Source organism: Micromonospora sp. CNZ309 (genome assembly GCF_002846525.1).
Genome location: NZ_PJNG01000001.1, coordinates 1,766,948 through 1,783,934, shown reverse-complemented (window position 1 = coordinate 1,783,934; position 16,987 = coordinate 1,766,948). Strand labels below are relative to the sequence as shown.

Below are 16,987 nucleotides of genomic sequence, written 5' to 3'. Positions count from 1 at the left end.
ACGTCGCCCGCCGGCGCGGAGGCAGGATGGGGTACGTGGACATCGAGCCGGTCGACTCGGCGCCCGGGCAGGCGTTCCCGTGGGCGCTCCTGCGGCAGCGCTGGGACGATCTGACGTTCCTGCACTGGGCGGTCGCGCCGGAACTCGTCGCGCCGCTGCTGCCCGCGGGCACGCGCCCCGACACCCTCGACGGGGTCAGTCACGTCGGGCTGATCGGCTTCCGGATGGTGGGGCTGGGCCTCGGGCGCGGGCCGGGTGTGCCGTACCTCGGCAGCTTCTGGGAGACCAACGTCCGGCTCTACTCGGTCGACGACACCGGCCGGCGGGCGGTGGTGTTCCGTTCGCTGGACGCGTCGCGGCTGGTCCCCGTGCTGGTGGCCCGGACGACGCTGCGGCTGCCGTACATGTGGTCGGCGATGCGGCTGGAGCGCGACGGCGACCGCTTCACCTACCGGTGCCGGCGCCGGTGGCCCCGCCCGGCCGGTGCGACCAGCCGCATGGTGGTGCGGGTGGGCGAGCCGGTCGCCGACCCGACCCCGCTGGAGCACTTCGTCACCGCCCGCTGGGGGCTGCACACCCGGGCGTACGGGCGGACGCTGCACCTGCCGAACTGGCATCCGCGCTGGCCGCTGCACCGCGCGGAACTGCTGCACCTCGACGACGAGCTGGTCGCGGCCGCCGGGTTGCCGGCGCCCGTCGGCGCGCCGGTCAGCGTGCTGTATTCCCCCGGCGTCCCGGTGCGCTTCGGTCCACCGGTCAGCCTGCGCCGGGCGCGGCCTGCCTAAGTCAGGCAGTCAGCCGGAGCCGCCGACCCTCGGCTGCTGATGGTCGGTCAGCCGGAACCCGACGCCGCGCACCGCGTCGATGGCGACCCCGGTGCCGAGGTCGTGGAGCTTGCGACGTAGCCGCTTGACCAGGGACTGCACGTCCGCCCTGCGTTCGCGCCCCTCGTCGTGCCAGACCGAGCGGTGCAGCTCGGCGTAGCTCCAGACCCGGATCGGCTCGGTGGTCAGGCAGGACAGCAGATCGTGTTCGAGCCGCGTGAGGCCCACCTCGCGGCCCCGGCTGCGGGCCGTCGACCGGGCCGAGTCGATCAGCAGCGTGTCGTCGTCCGTCGCACCCGGCGTGCCGGCCGGAGCCGGCGAGGACGGCTGGACTGGCAGCCGCGGCGGGACCGCGATCAGCCTGCGCAGCTCGTCGAGGTCGGCCACCAGCAGCAGCGGCGCGACGCCCTCCAGGCGTTCGGCCAGTCGTATCCGCTCGGCCGGCGACGGTGTCACCGCGATCACCAGCGGAAAGGGTTCGTCGGCCGGCTCTGGACCGTCCGGCACCGTGCCTTCGTCGCGTGCCCCCACAGCACCCACCCGGAAACTATGGACAGCCTCTGCCCATCTTCGTCATGGCCCTGACAGATGTCGGCAAGCGCCCCATCCGCCGGCCAACACCTAGTGACAAATTGCTTACGGCAAGTTCTTGATCGTCCATTCTTGTCGATCATAGTGTCCACACGGGCAGCCGGCGTGACCCGCGCGGTGCCTTGGGGGGCATGGAGGGGCCGGATCCCGCTCATCCGAACGGAGACGGGCCCCTGCGCCCTCCACCATGGCTCGTTCCACTCTGGGTCGTTCTGGAGGAGGCACCACCGAATGTTCACACGTCCACCCACGAGGCGCTTGGCCAGATCCCTGGTCAGCGCCGGTGCGGCGATGATCCTCGCCGCGACAGGCCTGGCCGCGACCGGGTCAGGCGCACAGGCCTCCCCGTCCGACAAGATCCGGCCGGAGCTCACGAAGGAGCTCCAGGGCAAGACCGAGGGCGACTTCTGGATCCGCTTCAAGGACCGGGCCGACCTCGGCGAGGCCGCGGCGATCAAGGACTGGGCCAAGCGCGGGACCGCCGTCGCCGACGCGCTGAAGAAGACCGCCGCCAACAGCCAGTCCAAGATCCGCGCCGAACTCGACGGCTCCGGAACTAAGTACGAGACCTTCTGGGCGACCAACGCGATCAAGGTCAGCGGCGGTTCGCTGACGATGGCGCAGAGCTTCGCCGCGCACGCCGAGGTCGAGGGCCTGTACCCCCCGGTCGCCTACGAGGTGCCCGAGGTCACCAAGGGCACCGACGAGAAGACGGTCAACGCCCTCGAGTGGGGCATCGCGAACATCAACGCCGACGACGTCTGGTCCCAGTACGGCGTCAAGGGCGCCGGCATCACGGTGGCCAACATCGACACCGGCGTCCAGTTCAACCACCCCGCGCTGGTGAACTCCTACCGGGGCAACAACGGCGACGGCACGTTCGACCACAACTACAACTGGTTCCGCGCCGCCGGCTCCTGCGCCGCGCCCTGCGACACCAACGGCCACGGCACGCACACGATGGGCACGATGGCCGGCGCCGACGGGGCCAACCAGATCGGTGTCGCCCCCGAGGTGAAGTGGATCGCGGCCAACGGCTGCTGCCCCAGCGACGCGGCCCTGGTCACGTCCGGGCAGTGGATGCTCGAGCCGACGGACCTCAACGGCCAGAACCCGGACGCCAGCAAGCGGCCGAACATCATCAACAACTCGTGGGGAACCACGCTGCCCTCCAACGACCCGTTCATGGAGGACGTCACGCTGGCCTGGACCGCGTCGGGCATCTTCGGCGTCTGGTCCAACGGCAACAGCGGTTCGGCGTGCCAGACCAGCGGCTCACCGGGCAGCCTGGTCAGCAACTACTCCGCGGGCGCCTACGACGTCAACAACAACATCGCCAGCTTCTCGTCCCGGGGCGCCGGCCAGAACGGCGAGATCAAGCCCAACATCGCGGCACCCGGCGTGAACGTCCGGTCGAGCATTCCGGGCAGCGGCTACGCCAGCTACAACGGCACCTCGATGGCCGCCCCGCACCTCGCCGGCGCGATCGCGCTGCTGTGGTCCGCCGCACCGGCGCTCGTCGGCGACGTCACCGCCACCCGCGCGCTGCTCGACAACTCGGCGATCGACAAGGCCGACGCGCAGTGCGGCGGCACCGCCGACGACAACAACGTGTTCGGCGAGGGCCGGCTGGACGCGCTCGCCCTGCTCAACGGCGCCCCGATCGGCGACAGCGGCACGCTGGCCGGCAAGGTCACCGACGCGACCACCGGCGCCCCGATCGCGGGCGCCACGGTGAGCCTGACCGGCGCCGCCGACCGCGAGCTGACCACCGGTGCGGACGGGACCTACTCGTCGTTGCTGCCGGTCGGCGACTACCAGGTCGCCGTTTCGGCGTTCGGCTACCAGGCGAAGACCGTACCGGCGGCGGTCGCCCGCAACGCGACCACGACGCTCGACGTGGCGCTGACCGCGGTGCCGAGCGTCACCGTCAGCGGAACCGTCACCGACGGGTCCGGGCACGGTTGGCCGCTCTACGCGAAGGTAACCGTGGAGGGTCAGTCGGGCGTGTCCGACTACACCACGCCCGTCAACGGCCGCTACAGCCTCAAGCTGCCGGCCGGCAGCACCTACAACCTGAAGGTCGAGTCGCAGTACCCGGGCTACCAGACGGTGAACAAGCAGGTCGTGGTCGGCGCGGGCAACGCCACGGCCAACGTGGCGGTGCCGGTGCAGACCAACGCCTGCACCACGGCGCCGGGCTACCGGTTCGGCTCCGACGGTGAGTACGAGACCTTTGACGGCAGCACCGTGCCGGCCGGCTGGTCCGTGGTGGACCACGCGGGCAGCGGCCAGGTCTGGAAGTTCACCGACGACGGCGCCCGGGGCAACCTGACCGGGGGCACCGGCAACTTCGCGATCATCGACAGCGACGAGTACGGCTCCGGCGGCAAGCAGGACACCTCGCTGGTCAGCCCGGTCGTCGACCTGACCGGCGTGACGGCACCGGTCATCCGGTTCAACCAGGACTACAACTGGCTGGGCAGCGACCGCGCGGACGTCGACCTCAGCCTCGACGGCGGGACGACGTGGACCAACGTGCTCCGGCAGGCCGCCGACGTCCGCGGCCCGAAGGTCACCGAGATCGCCGTACCGCAGGCCGCCGGCCAGGCCCAGGCCCGCGTCCGGTTCCGCTACTACGACGCCTCGTACGAGTGGTGGTGGTCGGTCGACAACGTCCTGATCGGCAGCCAGCTCACCTGCGAGCCGATCGACGGCGGCCTGGTGCTCGGGCACGTCCGTGACAGGAACGACAACGGCTACGTCAACGGCGCCACCGTCACCAGCGACGACCGGCCGACGGAGAAGGCCACCACCGTGGCGACGCCGGACGACCCGGGGCTCGCGGACGGCTTCTACTGGCTGTTCTCGACGCTGACGGACACCCACGGCTTCACCGCCCGGGCCGGCAGCTACGTCAGCCAGAGCAAGCAGGTCGACGTCCAGGCAGACTGGGCCACCGCGGCGAACTTCCAGCTCGCGGCCGGCCGGCTGTCGGTCAAGCCGGCCCAGGTCACCGGCTCGGCCCGGATGCCCAGCGGCAAGGTCACCAAGTCGTTCACGGTGACCAACACCGGCGGGGCCCCGGTCGCCGTCGAGTTCAGTGAGCGCGCCGGCGGGTTCGAGCTGCTGCGGGCCGACGGGTCCCGGATGAGCAAGCAGGAGGTGCTCGGCTCCCAGGGCGCGCCGGTGCAGCGGCTCGAGGTCCCGACCTCGTTCGCGGCCAAGACGTCCGGCAAGTCGACGGCGGCGGCGTCGCCCGAGGCCGGCCCGCAGGCCGCGCCCTGGACCGACATCGCCAACTACCCGGCCGTGGTGATGGACAACCGGGTGGTCAACCTCGGCGGCAAGGTGTACTCCATCGCCGGCGGCACCGGCTCGGCGTCCTCGGCGAAGAACTACGCCTACGACCCGGTCGCGCAGACCTGGACCGCGATCGCCGATCTGCCCGGTGCGCGTACCGCCATGACGGTGGGCGTCCTGGACGGCAAGATCATCGCGACCGGCGGTTGGGCGGCGGCCGGCCCGGACGGCACCACCTGGTCGTACGACCCGGCGGCCAACACCTGGACGGAGAAGGCCGACAACCCGGCGCCGCGCTCGGCGGCGGGCCAGGCGGTCGCGGGCGGCAAGCTGTACGCCATCGGCGGCTGCACCACGGCGTCCTGCACGCCGATGTCGAACGACGTCGTGCGCTACGACCCGGCCAACGACAGCTGGGAGACCCTGGCCGACTACCCGAAGTCGGTGGCCTTCCTCTCCTGCGGCGGGATCGACGGCATCGTCTACTGCACCGGGGGCAACGACGGCTCCGCCGCGCAGAAGGCGAGCTACGCCTACGACCCGGGCGCCAACACCTGGACGGCCATCGCGGACGCGCCGGCCGACAACTGGGCCAGCTCGTTCGCCGTGGCCAACGGCAAGTTCCTGGTCGTCGGCGGCTCGCAGGGCGGTGCCATCACCAACGTCGGCTTCGCCTACGACCCGGCCACCTCCTCGTGGTCGAGCCTGCCGAACGCCAACACCGCCCGCTACCGTGGCGGTGCGGCGTGCGGCTTCTACAAGGTCGGTGGCTCCTCCGGCGGCTTCACCGCGACGCGGGACAGCGAGGCGCTGCCCGGCTTCGAGGAGTGCGCCGCCAGCACCGCCGACGTCAGCTGGATGACGATCGACAAGACGGCGGCCACCCTGGCGCCGGGCGAGGCCGTCACGGTCAACGTCGGCATGTCCGCGAACGTGGACCAGCCCGGCACCTACACCGCCTCGGTCGCCATCAAGGAGAACACCCCCTACACGGTGGAGCCGGTCGCGGTCACGCTGAACGTGCTGCAGCCGACGACCTGGGGCAAGCTGATGGGTACGGTCACCGGGACGAGCTGCCAGGGCGCCAGCTCGCCGATCCCCGGTGCCACCGTGCAGGTCGACTCGTGGGCGATGTCCTGGACGTTCGCCACGGACGCCGAGGGCAAGTACGCCTACTGGATGGACCGTCGGAACAACCCGTTGACGATGATCGTCGCCAAGGACGGCTGGAAGCCCCAGACCCGCCAGACGAGGATCAACACCGCCACCCCCACGGTGGAGGACTTCGCGTTGTCGCCCGTACGCTGCTGACCCCGACCGTCGGCTGACAGGTCCGGCCCGCCTGGTTTGCGACCAGGCGGGCCGGACCGTGTCGGCCGTCGAGGAGGCCCCGACCCTCAGACCGGGGCGAGGCGGAAGCCGACCCCGCGGACCGCGTGGATCGAGGCCGAGGCGTCCAGCCGGGCGAGCTTGTGCCGCACCCGGCGGACCACCGAGTGCATGTCGGAGCCCCGCCCGAGGTGCACGTTGCCCCAGACCTCCAGGTGCAGCCGCTCGTAGGTCCAGACCTGCCCCGGCGCGCCGACCAGGCAGCGCAGGAAGTCGTGCTCCAGCCGGGTCAGCTCGACCTCGCGGTCCAGCCAGCGCAGCACCCGTCGGTCGGAGTCGACGCTCAGGTCGGCCGGCGGCGGTGTCGCGGGTCCCGCCACGGGCCCGGCCGGCGCGGTGGGCGCCGCCGGGGCCGCCGGGGGCGTCCCGGCGACGCCGAGGAACGTACGCGCCTGAGCGACGCTCGAGACGATGAGGAACGCCTCGGTCCCGCCGAGCAGACGCGCGAGCCGCCTGCGTTCGGCCGGCGAGGAGGCGATGCCGATGACCAGCGGAGCCACCCCCCTCATTGCCACCCCTTCCGGTGCCCCACCACGGCGGGACGGATCTCGCCACGACGCCGATCGATGGGTCCACTGACCCTAGTGACGTCGCGTCTCGCTGCGGTTAAAAACAGTGACAGGTAGGCGTCCATAAATTGCTTGCATTTCCCGGTCGGAGTAGGGGTGGGGCCCTTCGTGTGGGCTTGCCCCGTTCGACGAGGGCGGCGAGGGCGTCCGGCGCCCGGCAGCGCCCGACCACCCGCCCGTACGCGCTGAGCCGACCCGTGCCGGGGCCCGTCCGCGGCGGCCGGTCCTGCCCGGCCACGTCGAACCGGGCGCGGATGGACGCGGCCCGGAGGCCACGGCGACCGGGTCAGGTGCGGGCGGGCGACCAGCCGGCGGGAACGAGCCGGGCGGCGTCGCCGCCCTCGCCCGCGAAGAGGAGCCCGTCCCGGTCCGCCGCCACGATCCGATCGACGTAGACGCCCCGGCCCTGACTGGAGGCGTCGGTGGTGCTGCTGAAGCGCAGGTGGGTCGCCCGTTCGGGCAGCCCGACCGAGACCTGCCACCAGACCCGGCCGCCGAAGCCGGTGACCGTGCCGTCGCTGCTCCACCTCCGGTCCGAGTGGCGCAGCACCATCGGCGCCGACGCCCAGGTCGTACCCCCGTCGGTGGAGACCTCCACGCGGGCACTGTCGTAGCGGGGCTCGGTGTCGTACCAGAGCAGGAAACTGGCCGTGCCGCCCCGCGCCGCCCGACGCAGCGGGGCGGTGAGGGTGGCCGTGGCGAGGTCGCGCGGGTCGGCGCGCCAGGCCTCGCGGGAGCGGGGCCGCACCGGCACCGCCTCGGCGAGGTCGCGCGCGACGGCACGCCGGGCGACGTTGTTGCTGCCCCAGCCGCGATCCGGGTGCACCCGGTTGCTGAGCAGGATGACGAACGAGTGGGAGAGGGGGTCGACGACGATCGACGTCCCGGTGAAGCCAGTGTGCCCGAACGCCACCGGGGAGGAGAGCCCCGCCATGTACCAGTGCTTGTCGAGTTCGAAGCCCAGTCCGCGGTCGCTCTCCGGATAGGCCTGCTCCAGCGGGGCGTTGTGGTTGACCAGCATGGCGCGCACCGTGTCGGGGCGCAGGATCCGTCGCCCACGGTACTCGCCGCCGTTGAGCAGGGTCTGGCAGAGCACGGCCAGGTCGGCCGCCGTGGAGAACACCCCCGCGTGCCCGGCCACCCCGCCGAGCGACCACGCGTTCTCGTCGTGCACCTCGCCGTGCACCATGCCGCGCCCGGCGTACGGCTGGTACTCCGTGGCGGCGATCCGCGGGCGCCGCTGCGGGCCCGGGTTGTAGCCCGTGTCGGTCATGCCCAGCGGCGCCGTGACGTCGTCGGCGACGAGCGCGTCCAACGGCCGGCCGCTCACCCGTTCCACCAGCACGCCCAGCGCGATCAGCCCGAGGTCGGAGTACACGTAGCGGGTACCGGGCCGCACGCCGGCCGTGAGCGGCGTGGCGAGCGCGGCGGCGAACCGTTCGGCCGGCGTGGCGTACCTGCTCCACAGTGGCGCGAAGGCGGGCAGCCCCGAGGTGTGGGTGAGCAGCATCCGTACGGTGACGGTCTCCTTGCCGCCGGCCGCGAACTCGGGGACGTACCGGGCGACCGGCGCGTCGAGGTCCACGCGTCCCCGCTCGACCTGCTGCATGGTCACGACGGCGGTGAACAGCTTCGACACCGAGGCCAGGTCGAAGATGGTGTCGGGCCGCATCGGGAGCTGCTGGTCGGCGGGGAGTTCCACCCCGACCAGCCCGGGCGGCGGCCCGACTGCCGCGTACCTCACGGCGGAACCCACGGCGGCGTGCTGCACGACCACGCCGTCCTTGGCCGCCAGGACCACGGCGCCGGCGTACGCGGGATGCCCGGGGTGGTCCGGCGTCGGGTCGAGGTACGCCGCCAGGTCGGCGGACATGCGGTCCACCTGTTCCGGCAGCAGGCCGACCTCGCGGGCGTGCCCGGGGCGCAGCGTGTCGTGCCGGAAGTGGATGTCGGCGGGCGTGACGCTCGGCGGTGCCGAACCGGCCGGCGGCGGTGCGGCCGCGGCGGACGTGGGGGCGAGGGTCGCGCCCGACAAGGCCATGGCCACGGCCAGGCCGAGCGCGAGGGGGCGCAGCGCGGGCGGACGCAGCGACGACATGGGTTGCCTCCTACCAGCTCGTGCCGTGGCCGTAGGGGTGCAGCACGGTGCCCGAGCCGTCGGCCGTGGCGATGGTGACGGGCAGTCGGCCACGGGGGGACAGCTCGCCGTGCAGCGCGCGGACGAGGGCGTCCATCGCCGCCCGCGTGTACGAGTAGGTCGCCAGGTAGGTGCTCACGCCCGGCAGGTACGCGATGTCGTAGGGATCCCGGACCGCGACCACCACCACGGGCCTGCCCGCGCCGAGCAGGGCGGCGACCAGCCGCTGCTGGGTGCCGCGTGGATCGGTGACGGCGGTGTCCCACGCCTTGTTGGTCAGCACGACGGTGAGATCGTGCTCGGCAGCCAGGGCGGCCGTCTCGGCGATCACCTGGTCCGACGGCAGGGTCGCGGGGCGGGCGGTCACCCGGGCGTTCCGGGCGGCGAATCCGCCGGCCACGGTCTCCACCGGCGCGAAGGCGGCGCTGTTCCAGCCCGTGACCAGCACCGAGCGCCGCCCGGGGCGAAGCGGCAGCAGCCCGGCGTCGTTGCGCACGGCGGTGAGGGTCGGGTCGGTGACCCGCGCCACGGCGGCGAGGTGCGCGGGCGCCCCGACCGTGCGTACGGCCTGCTCGACGTCGACCAGGGGTGAACGGGCCAGGCCCTGCCGGTACTTCAGCGCGAGGATGCGCCGGACCGACTCGTCGACGCGCCGCTCGGTCAGCTCGCCGGTGGCGACGGCCCGCAGCACCGCGTCCCGCGCCAGCCGCAGGTCCGGCGGCATCAGGAGCTGGTCGGCGCCGGCCTTGAGCGCCAGCACGGGCACCCGGTCGTCGCCGTACTTGCGCCGCACGGCGGCCATGTTCAGCGCGTCGGTGACGACGACTCCCCGGAAGCCGAGTTCGCCGCGCAGTACGCCGGTGAGGATCGTCGGGGACAGCGTGGCCGGGTCGCCGGAGGGATCGAGCGCGGGTACCACGATGTGCGCGGTCATGATCGATTCGACGCCCGCGTCGATGGCCCGCCGGAACGGTGGCGCGTCGATGCGGTCCCACTCCTGGCGGGTGTGGTCGATGACGGGCAGGTCGGTGTGGCTGTCGGTGGCGGTGTCGCCGTGCCCGGGGAAGTGCTTCGCCACCGCCGTCGCGCCGGCGCCGTCCTGGAACCCGGCGACCTGGGCGGCGGTCAGGTCGGCGACCAGGGTGGGGTCGGCGCCGAAGGACCGTACGCCGATCACCGGGTTGCCGGGGTCGACGTTGACGTCGGCGATCGGCGCGTACGGCTGGTGGATGCCGACCTCGCGCAGTTCGCGCCCGGTGATCTCCGCGGCCTCGCGTGCGGCCCGGGGCGAGCGCCCTGCCCCCAGGGCCATCGAGCCGGGGAACTGCGCGGCGGGGGCGGGCATCCGCAGCACCACGCCCTGCTCCTGGTCGGTGGAGATGAGCAGGGGCACGCGACCCTTCGTGCCGTCGCCGACGGCGGCCCGCTGCAGTCCGTTGGAGAGGGCCGCGATCTGGCGCGGGCTGTCCAGGTTGTGCGACCACGAGAAGTAGCAGACGCCGCCGAGGTGGAACTGGTCGACGACCTCCGCCGGCGTCTCGACGCCGAACGCCGCGCGGTTGGCGGCACGGTCGGCGGCCGAGGGCTCGGTGGCGTCACCGCCGTAGACGTAGGTGGCGAAGAGTTGGCCGACCTTCTGCGGCAGGCTCATGTGCCGCAGGGTCGAGGTGACCCAGCCGTGCTCGCCGCCGGGCGGGCGCTCGGCTGCGGGGGAGCCCTGGACGGGCGGCGGGGCGAGGGTGGTCGACAGGGTGGCCACCAGGGCGGTCGCGGTAACGAGTTGGGCCTTCATCGACGACGACCTCTCAGTCCGGATGGCTGAAACTTAGCTACACATCGATGAATCGTCAAGAAGGTTTGCTACAGCACGCCGGGGCCGACGCCGTCCGCCGCAATGGCCCGGCGGGGTGCGGACGGGACCCGGCATCATCGGGCCGACGACGTCCGGCAGCGTGTGGTCGCCGAGGCGGAACCCGAAGGGCGCGGGCGGTGTCATGAAGGCCTCCCCACCGGAGGTACCCCTGACGACGCGGCGGACCCGCGTACGGACGCCGCCGCCGCCGACGCCGGGCTGCTGCGCTTCGCCGGCATCACCGTCGCCGCCAGCCCCGAGCCGGCACCCTCCGCGAGCGTCGCCTCGCCGCTGCCGGCGCAGCGGCCCGTACCCGTGGCCGAGGCGCAGCGCGGGGTGCGCTTTCCCATCCGTACGCCGAAGGTGCTGGGCCCGCCCGAGCGGGTGCTGGTCGCCGACCCGGACGGCGAGGGCTTCCACCGCGTGGCGACGCTGCTCTATCGCGGGGGCGCGCTGCGCCTCGACGCCTTCGACGGCCGTCTCGACCTGGTCTTCCACAAGGAGACCACCGCGCCGGGAGCCACGTGGGTGCAGGTGAACGGCGACTTCGCCCGCTCGCTGGGTTTGGACGCGTTTCGTGAGGCTGACGAGCCACTGCCGCCGGGACGTTGATACCTGTGGGGCATAAAGATACCTAAGTGGTATCGAGACGCCGGGGTTGCCCCGCCGGCCGTCGAGAATCCGGCACAGCGGTTCCCGGTCCATGGAACGGGCCGTAGGAATAATCGTGCCGGCGCCGGCCCGGGTGCGGACCCGGCGAGCCGATCCCGGGGCCCCCTGGAACCTCGGGGAGCCGGCCGGTGTCCTGACTGTGCACACACGAGTGGGACTTCGGGAGGCAGGGATGGGTGCAGGACGCGGGGTGTCGCTGGTAATGGTGCTGCTGATGGCGGGGTGTACGACGGCGGGGCGGCCGGCGACGCCGGCCGCCTCCCCGAACCGCGCGGCGCCGACGGGCGCGCCGTCGGCTGCGCCCCCCGGCTGCGGCTCCCGGGTGGAGACGGGGCCGCTGCCCGACTGGGCGGACGCCGGGTTCAGCGGGGACACCCGGATGCCGCACGTCCTCGGCGCGAGCGGCGAGATCGTGGCGATCCTGTTCGGACACCCGCTGAGGACGGTCAGGAGCAACGGGACGAACAACAAGGTCCTCTGGGTCGCCCACCCCACCACGGCGCCTCCCGCCGTGGCCACGGCGGATCCCCTCCGGATCACCGCCACCCTGGACGGCACCGGAACCCGGGTGACCCGGGAGGTCGCCGGCGGCCCGGGCCCGTCGATCGTGGACATGCCGCAGGCCGGCTGCTGGCGCCTCGAACTGCGCTGGTCGGGGCGCACCGACGTGATGGACCTCGTCTACGAGGACGGCTGACCTCGGCGGGCCGCAGCACACCGGGGGTGACCGGCCGGAGCAGCTCCGGGTGGGCGGGCGCGACGCCGCAGGCGGGCGGATCGCGACGCGGAGCGCGGCGGTAGAACGACCCGGGGCGGGCGGCGTCGCCACCGCCCGCCCCGGGTCGCGCTCGCCGTGACGCGGTACGCGTGGACGGGCTCCGGTCAGGGGGCGCAGCCGGTGAGGTCGGGGCTGGTCGGGGTGCCGGTGGCGGGTCCGAAGAACAGCAACGCGCAGGCGTTGAAGAAGGCGGGGTTCTCCTCGGGGATCCAGTGGCCGCTGTCCGGGGCGACGACGGTACGGACGTCGGCGGCCACCTGCTGGTAGGAGGCGGCGACGGCCGGCCCGAAGACGGCCTGGGCCCCCATGGCCAGCACGGGAATGGTCAGGCGCTTCGCCTGCGCGTGGGCCTGGTTGTCGGCGGCGTCGGCCGCCAGCGCCCGGTAGTACTCGTATCCCGCCGTCCGCTTCGCCGGGTCGGAATACGCGCGGTAGTAGACGCTGCGGTCGATCGCCTCCGGATGCTGCGTACGGTCGAAGAGCATCCCGAGATAGGTCGGGACGTCCTCGTTGTCCATGATGCGCTCGGGGATGGGCGCGGGTGAGGCGTTGAAGAGGAAGTGCCAGCTGACGCTGTAGAAGTCCTCCAGCCCGAAGCCCGGCAGCGGGCTTTCGACGACGCCGATCCGGCTTACCTCCGTGGGAAAGTCGCGGGCATAGTTGTAGGCGATCATCGCGCCGAGGTCGTGACCGAGCAGGGCCACCCGGGTGAAGCCGAGCTGGTTGACCGCCTGGCGGATCCGTCGCGCCGTGGTCGCCTTGTCGTAGCCGTCGGCCGGGACGGTGGAGGCACCCAGGCCGGGCAGGTCGAACGTGATCACGGTGTGCTGCCGGGCGAGGGTGGGCACTGTCTCGTGCCACGACCACGACGTCTGCGGCCACCCGTGCAGCAGCACCAGCGGCGAGCCGCTGCCGGTCATGGTGTAGCGCAGGGTCGCGCCGTCGACCGTGACGTTGCCCTGGCGTACGGTCTGCACGCCGACGCCCGCCGGGGCGGGCTCCGGCGCGGGCGCGACGGCGCCCGCCCCGGCGCCCGCCCCGCCCACGAGCGCCAGACCGAGGGCCGCCGCGACGGTGATCCGTCCTATGCGACGGCGCGAACCATGGCCGGGAACCTGCTCTACCGCAGAACTCGACGCAGACAATTTCATGGGCACTTCGCTTTCCGTGAGTTGGCGACCAGATCGGACGGTCGGATCATCAAACAAAGCGGAAACGGCGGCTTTCCTCAGCACGCCTGGGAGGCCGATCGAACGGCTGCGGAAAGGTTACAACGGATGTCAAGGCGTCGATCGATTGTGGCGTTGCGGTAAAATGCCTCGGCCCGCACCGCCGACACAAACGTCGATACCTGTGCCCGACCGAGACGGGCCGCGCTGACGACCGTGCCGGCGGGGCGCGTCCGGGTGCGCGGTGAGGCGTCACGACGGCTTTGCCGACGCTTCGCGGCGCGTGGCAGGATATCGACCATGACAAGCGACGAGCAGGTGAAAGCCAGCCACCGCAACACCCCGACGAGCGATCAGTTTCGCGCTTTCATCGCCTCCGGTTGGGCCAGTCCGGATGCGGCACCTGTCCCGCGCGCGGAGGTCGCCGACCACGCGGCCCGTCGCCGGGCGGCCTTGTCACGACGGTTCCCCGGTGAGCGCCTCATCATCCCCGCCGGCGGCCTCAAGGTGCGCAGCAACGACACCGACTACACCTTCCGTCCGCACACGGCCTTCGCCTGGCTGACCGGCCTCGGTTTCGACACCGAGCCCGACAGCGTCCTGGTGCTGGACCCGAGGCCCGACGGCCACGAGGCCATCCTGTTCTTCCGGCCGCTGGCCCCACGCGACAGCGAGGAGTTCTTCGCCGACTCCCGGTTCGGCGAGTTCTGGGTCGGGCCCCGCCCCACCATGGGCGAGTTGGAGCAGCGGCTCGGCCTCGGCACCCGGCACATCGACTCGCTCCCGGACGTCCTGGCCAAGGACGCCGGCGCGACCGTGGTGCGCGTCGTGCGGGGGGCCGACGGTGAGCTGGCCCGGCTCGTCGACGAGACCCGGGCCCAGGCGGAGTCGCCCGCGTCGGTCACGCAGCAGCACGAGGCGGACGAGGAGTTGGCCCGCCACCTGTCGGGGATGCGACTGTGCAAGGACGAGTGGGAGGTGGGCGAGATGCGCAAGGCGATCGCCGCCACCCACCGGGGCTTCGAGGCCATCATCGCCGGGCTGCCCGAGGCCGTCGGCAAGGAGCGCGGCGAGCGTTGGGTCGAGGGCCTCTTCGGCCTGTACGCCCGCCACGACGGCAACGGGATCGGCTACGAGACGATCTGCGCCTCCGGCGACCACGCCAACACGATCCACTGGACGAAGAACACCGGGCCGGTCCGTGAGGGCGACCTCATCCTGGTGGACGCCGGCGTCGAGGTCGACTCCCTCTACACGGCCGACATCACGCGTACCCTGCCGGTGACCGGCCGCTTCACCGACGTGCAGCGCAAGATCTACGAGGCGGTCCTGGAGGCGCAGGAGGCCGGCCTGGCTGCGGTGAAGCCGGGCAACAGGTTCAGCGACATCCACGCCGCCGCGAACGTGGTCATCGCCCGCCGGCTGCACGAGTGGGGCCTGCTCCCGCAGGGGGTGACCCTGGAGCAGACCCTGGACCGCGAGCGGGGCGGCTGGCACCGGCGCTGGATGGTCCACGGCACGTCCCACCACCTCGGCATGGACGTGCACGACTGCCAGATGCTGCTGCGCCAGGACTACATGGACGGCGAGCTGAAGCCCGGGATGATCCTCACCGTCGAGCCGGGCCTCTACTTCAAGGCCGACGACCTGCTGGCGCCGGAGGAGTTCCGCGGCATCGGCGTGCGTATCGAGGACAACGTGCTGGTCACCGAGGACGGCCACGAGAACCTGTCGGCGGCCATGCCGCGTACCGCCGACGACGTCGAGGCCTGGATGGCCCGGGTGCGCTCCGGCACGGTTGCCTGAGCCACCGCGCGCTGCCGGCCGGCACGCGCGGGCGCCGAGCGCCCGCGCGTGCCGGCCTTTCGTACCGGGGGCTCAGCCGCCGTGGAAGGTGCAGCCGATCCGCGCGCCGCCGGCCATGCTGACCACGCCGACGCCCGGATCGGTGCTGCCGCGCACGAGGCAGCCGGCGTACCCGTCCTCGTCGACGATGTCCCGGTCGGCCAGGTAGACCCCCCAGTTGAGGTAGAGCTCCCGCACTCCGCCGGCGCCGTCGGGGAACGGTTCGGCGGCGGGCCGGACCCGGCGTTGCAGCACGAACGGGCCGTCGACCGCGGCGTCGAGCCGGGCCCGCCACTCGTGGTCGCTCACCGTCCAGCCGGCCAGCACGCCGTTGCCGCCGTGCAGCAGCGTCGGCTTGAGGATCAGCTCGTCCCGCCGGGCCCGGGCGTACGCGAGCAGGTCGACCTCGGCCCCCTCGGGATCGGTGCCGCGCGGGCGTACGTGCCGGGTCCACGGCAGGAGCCGGTCGAGACAGGCCCGCTCGTCGGCGTCGAACAGGCCCCGGTGCCGGTCGTCGGAGAGCATGGCCAGGGTGCCCTTGTTGCCGTACAACTCGGCGTCCAGGCGGCTGAGCAGGCCGACCTTCCCCTGCTCCACGGCGACCAGCAGCGGCTCCACCTGGGGTGTCACCGCCGGATCGGCCAGGTCCTCGGGCAGGAAGTACCGCAGCACCACGTCGACGGCGCGGCCCGCCACCGTGGGCCGGCCCTGCGGGTACGTGAACTGGCCGAGGTGGCAGCCGATCGCCTCGACCCCGTGCGCGGCGAGCATCTCGGCGAGCACCTCGAGCCGGCTCCCGACGATCGGGAAGTTCTCGATCGTGTCGACCACGGCGACGACGGGCGGCCGGTCGGCGGGGATCATCGCGGCGCACTCGGCGTACATCGTCCGCACGATGCAGCCCAGCGTGTCCCGGTACCCCAACCGGTGCTCGTCGGCGAACTGCCGCAGCGGCGGGTACGCCAGCATCGCCCGGTTGATGTCGGCGCTCTCGAAGCCGCCGAGCGCGCTGGTGATGTTGAACTCGAGCAGGCGGAAGCCCGCGCCGTCGTGGTAGAGGTCCGCGCGACCGAGGGGGAGCAGCGAGCCGGCCCGGGCGCCGCGCGTGATCAGCGCCGTCTGGCGCGGATCCATCCCGACGGCCCGCGCCAGCGCGGTGAGGTCGCCGTCGAACACCCGCTCCGGCAGGGCGCGCAGCAGGTCGTAGACCGTGCGCAGGTCCCGGGCGACGGCTCGGCTCTCGGCCGCGCCGAGGAAGGCGGGGCCACTCATGAACCGGTCCCGGTAGGGCTCGAGGGTGGCCGATTCCCGGGCGGCGGCGGTCGGGTCCTCCGCCGACGCGTGGCGGGCGAGGTGCTCGACGTATGCGCGGCCCAGGGGTGACCTGTCCACTGCGGGCGGCCGGGTGGTCGTCATGGTGTGTCCTCTCGGGGCGGGTGGTGCGTCCGGTTCCGCGCGGGCGGGGCCGGGGGGTGCGGCGGCGACGGGCATCAGCCGCCGATCGGGCTCCGCCGACGGCGTGGGTCGACGTTTAGTCGGATGCCCTTTCCATCCGCCGATCCACTGCCGCCGACAATCGGGCGGACCGTCCGGAAATGCCGGCAGGTGGTGCTGACGATGATGGTCGCAAATGGTCGTGGCGGAGTCGACGCCGCAGTGCCGCCGTTGCGGCGACGGGCGCCCGCGCGACCACCGGGGGACGGTGCCGGTCGCGAAAAGAGCAGGACGGACGAACTGCCCGAAGCCGCACCGGAGTGCCGTGCGCGACGGGTCGGTATCGCGGCATCCGCTACCGGAGAAGGGTTCTGTGACGACCAGCACTCCAGCGTGGACTGTCGCGAGAGTGACCCATCAGTCA

The 16,987-nt window shown here is 72.7% G+C and carries 11 protein-coding genes; 5 read left to right on the top strand and 6 right to left on the bottom strand.

The window, feature by feature from the left end:
- Positions 1–35 precede the first annotated feature (35 nt).
- On the top strand, positions 36–785 hold the full coding sequence (locus tag CLT72_RS07135) for a YqjF family protein (RefSeq protein ID WP_101415000.1): 750 nt from the start codon (positions 36–38) through the stop codon (positions 783–785).
- Positions 786–794: 9 nt separating this feature from the next.
- Here the strand turns inward: CLT72_RS07135 and CLT72_RS07130 are convergent, their stop codons facing one another.
- Complete coding sequence (locus CLT72_RS07130; protein WP_486484196.1) at positions 795–1,289, bottom strand: winged helix-turn-helix domain-containing protein; 495 nt, start codon at positions 1,287–1,289, stop codon at positions 795–797.
- Positions 1,290–1,673: 384 nt separating this feature from the next.
- On the opposite strand from CLT72_RS07130, the gene CLT72_RS07125 reads away from it, so the two are divergent.
- A complete protein-coding gene (locus CLT72_RS07125; RefSeq protein ID WP_486484195.1) occupies positions 1,674–6,029 on the top strand; it encodes a S8 family serine peptidase in 4,356 nt (1,451 codons plus the stop codon).
- A gap of 86 nt (positions 6,030–6,115) precedes the next feature.
- On the opposite strand, the gene CLT72_RS07120 is transcribed toward CLT72_RS07125, so the two are convergent.
- The 3 genes from CLT72_RS07120 to CLT72_RS07110 form a co-directional block, all read right to left on the bottom strand.
- On the bottom strand, positions 6,116–6,616 hold the full coding sequence (locus tag CLT72_RS07120) for a winged helix-turn-helix domain-containing protein (RefSeq protein WP_101410169.1): 501 nt from the start codon (positions 6,614–6,616) through the stop codon (positions 6,116–6,118).
- Between the two features lie 346 nt (positions 6,617–6,962).
- The gene (locus tag CLT72_RS07115; protein WP_101410167.1) at positions 6,963–8,774 is read right to left on the bottom strand and encodes a serine hydrolase domain-containing protein; all 1,812 of its coding nucleotides are present in this window, start codon (positions 8,772–8,774) and stop codon (positions 6,963–6,965) included.
- A gap of 10 nt (positions 8,775–8,784) precedes the next feature.
- Positions 8,785–10,605, bottom strand: a complete 1,821-nt coding sequence (locus tag CLT72_RS07110; RefSeq protein WP_101410165.1) for a glycoside hydrolase family 3 protein — start codon at positions 10,603–10,605, stop codon at positions 8,785–8,787.
- Between the two features lie 102 nt (positions 10,606–10,707).
- On the opposite strand from CLT72_RS07110, the gene CLT72_RS07105 reads away from it, so the two are divergent.
- Positions 10,708–11,277, top strand: coding sequence for a hypothetical protein (locus CLT72_RS07105; RefSeq protein WP_101410163.1), 570 nt, complete (start codon positions 10,708–10,710; stop codon positions 11,275–11,277).
- Positions 11,278–11,509: 232 nt separating this feature from the next.
- Positions 11,510–12,034, top strand: coding sequence for a hypothetical protein (locus CLT72_RS07100; RefSeq protein WP_101410161.1), 525 nt, complete (start codon positions 11,510–11,512; stop codon positions 12,032–12,034).
- Between the two features lie 185 nt (positions 12,035–12,219).
- Here the strand turns inward: CLT72_RS07100 and CLT72_RS07095 are convergent, their stop codons facing one another.
- A complete protein-coding gene (locus CLT72_RS07095) occupies positions 12,220–13,161 on the bottom strand; it encodes an alpha/beta fold hydrolase (protein WP_350823169.1) in 942 nt (313 codons plus the stop codon).
- Between the two features lie 423 nt (positions 13,162–13,584).
- Between CLT72_RS07095 and CLT72_RS07090 the strand changes: the two genes are divergently transcribed.
- Positions 13,585–15,090, top strand: coding sequence for an aminopeptidase P family protein (locus CLT72_RS07090; protein WP_101410157.1), 1,506 nt, complete (start codon positions 13,585–13,587; stop codon positions 15,088–15,090).
- 72 nt (positions 15,091–15,162) lie between these two features.
- On the opposite strand, the gene CLT72_RS07085 is transcribed toward CLT72_RS07090, so the two are convergent.
- Complete coding sequence (locus CLT72_RS07085; protein ID WP_101410155.1) at positions 15,163–16,545, bottom strand: hypothetical protein; 1,383 nt, start codon at positions 16,543–16,545, stop codon at positions 15,163–15,165.
- Positions 16,546–16,987: the final 442 nt, after the last annotated feature.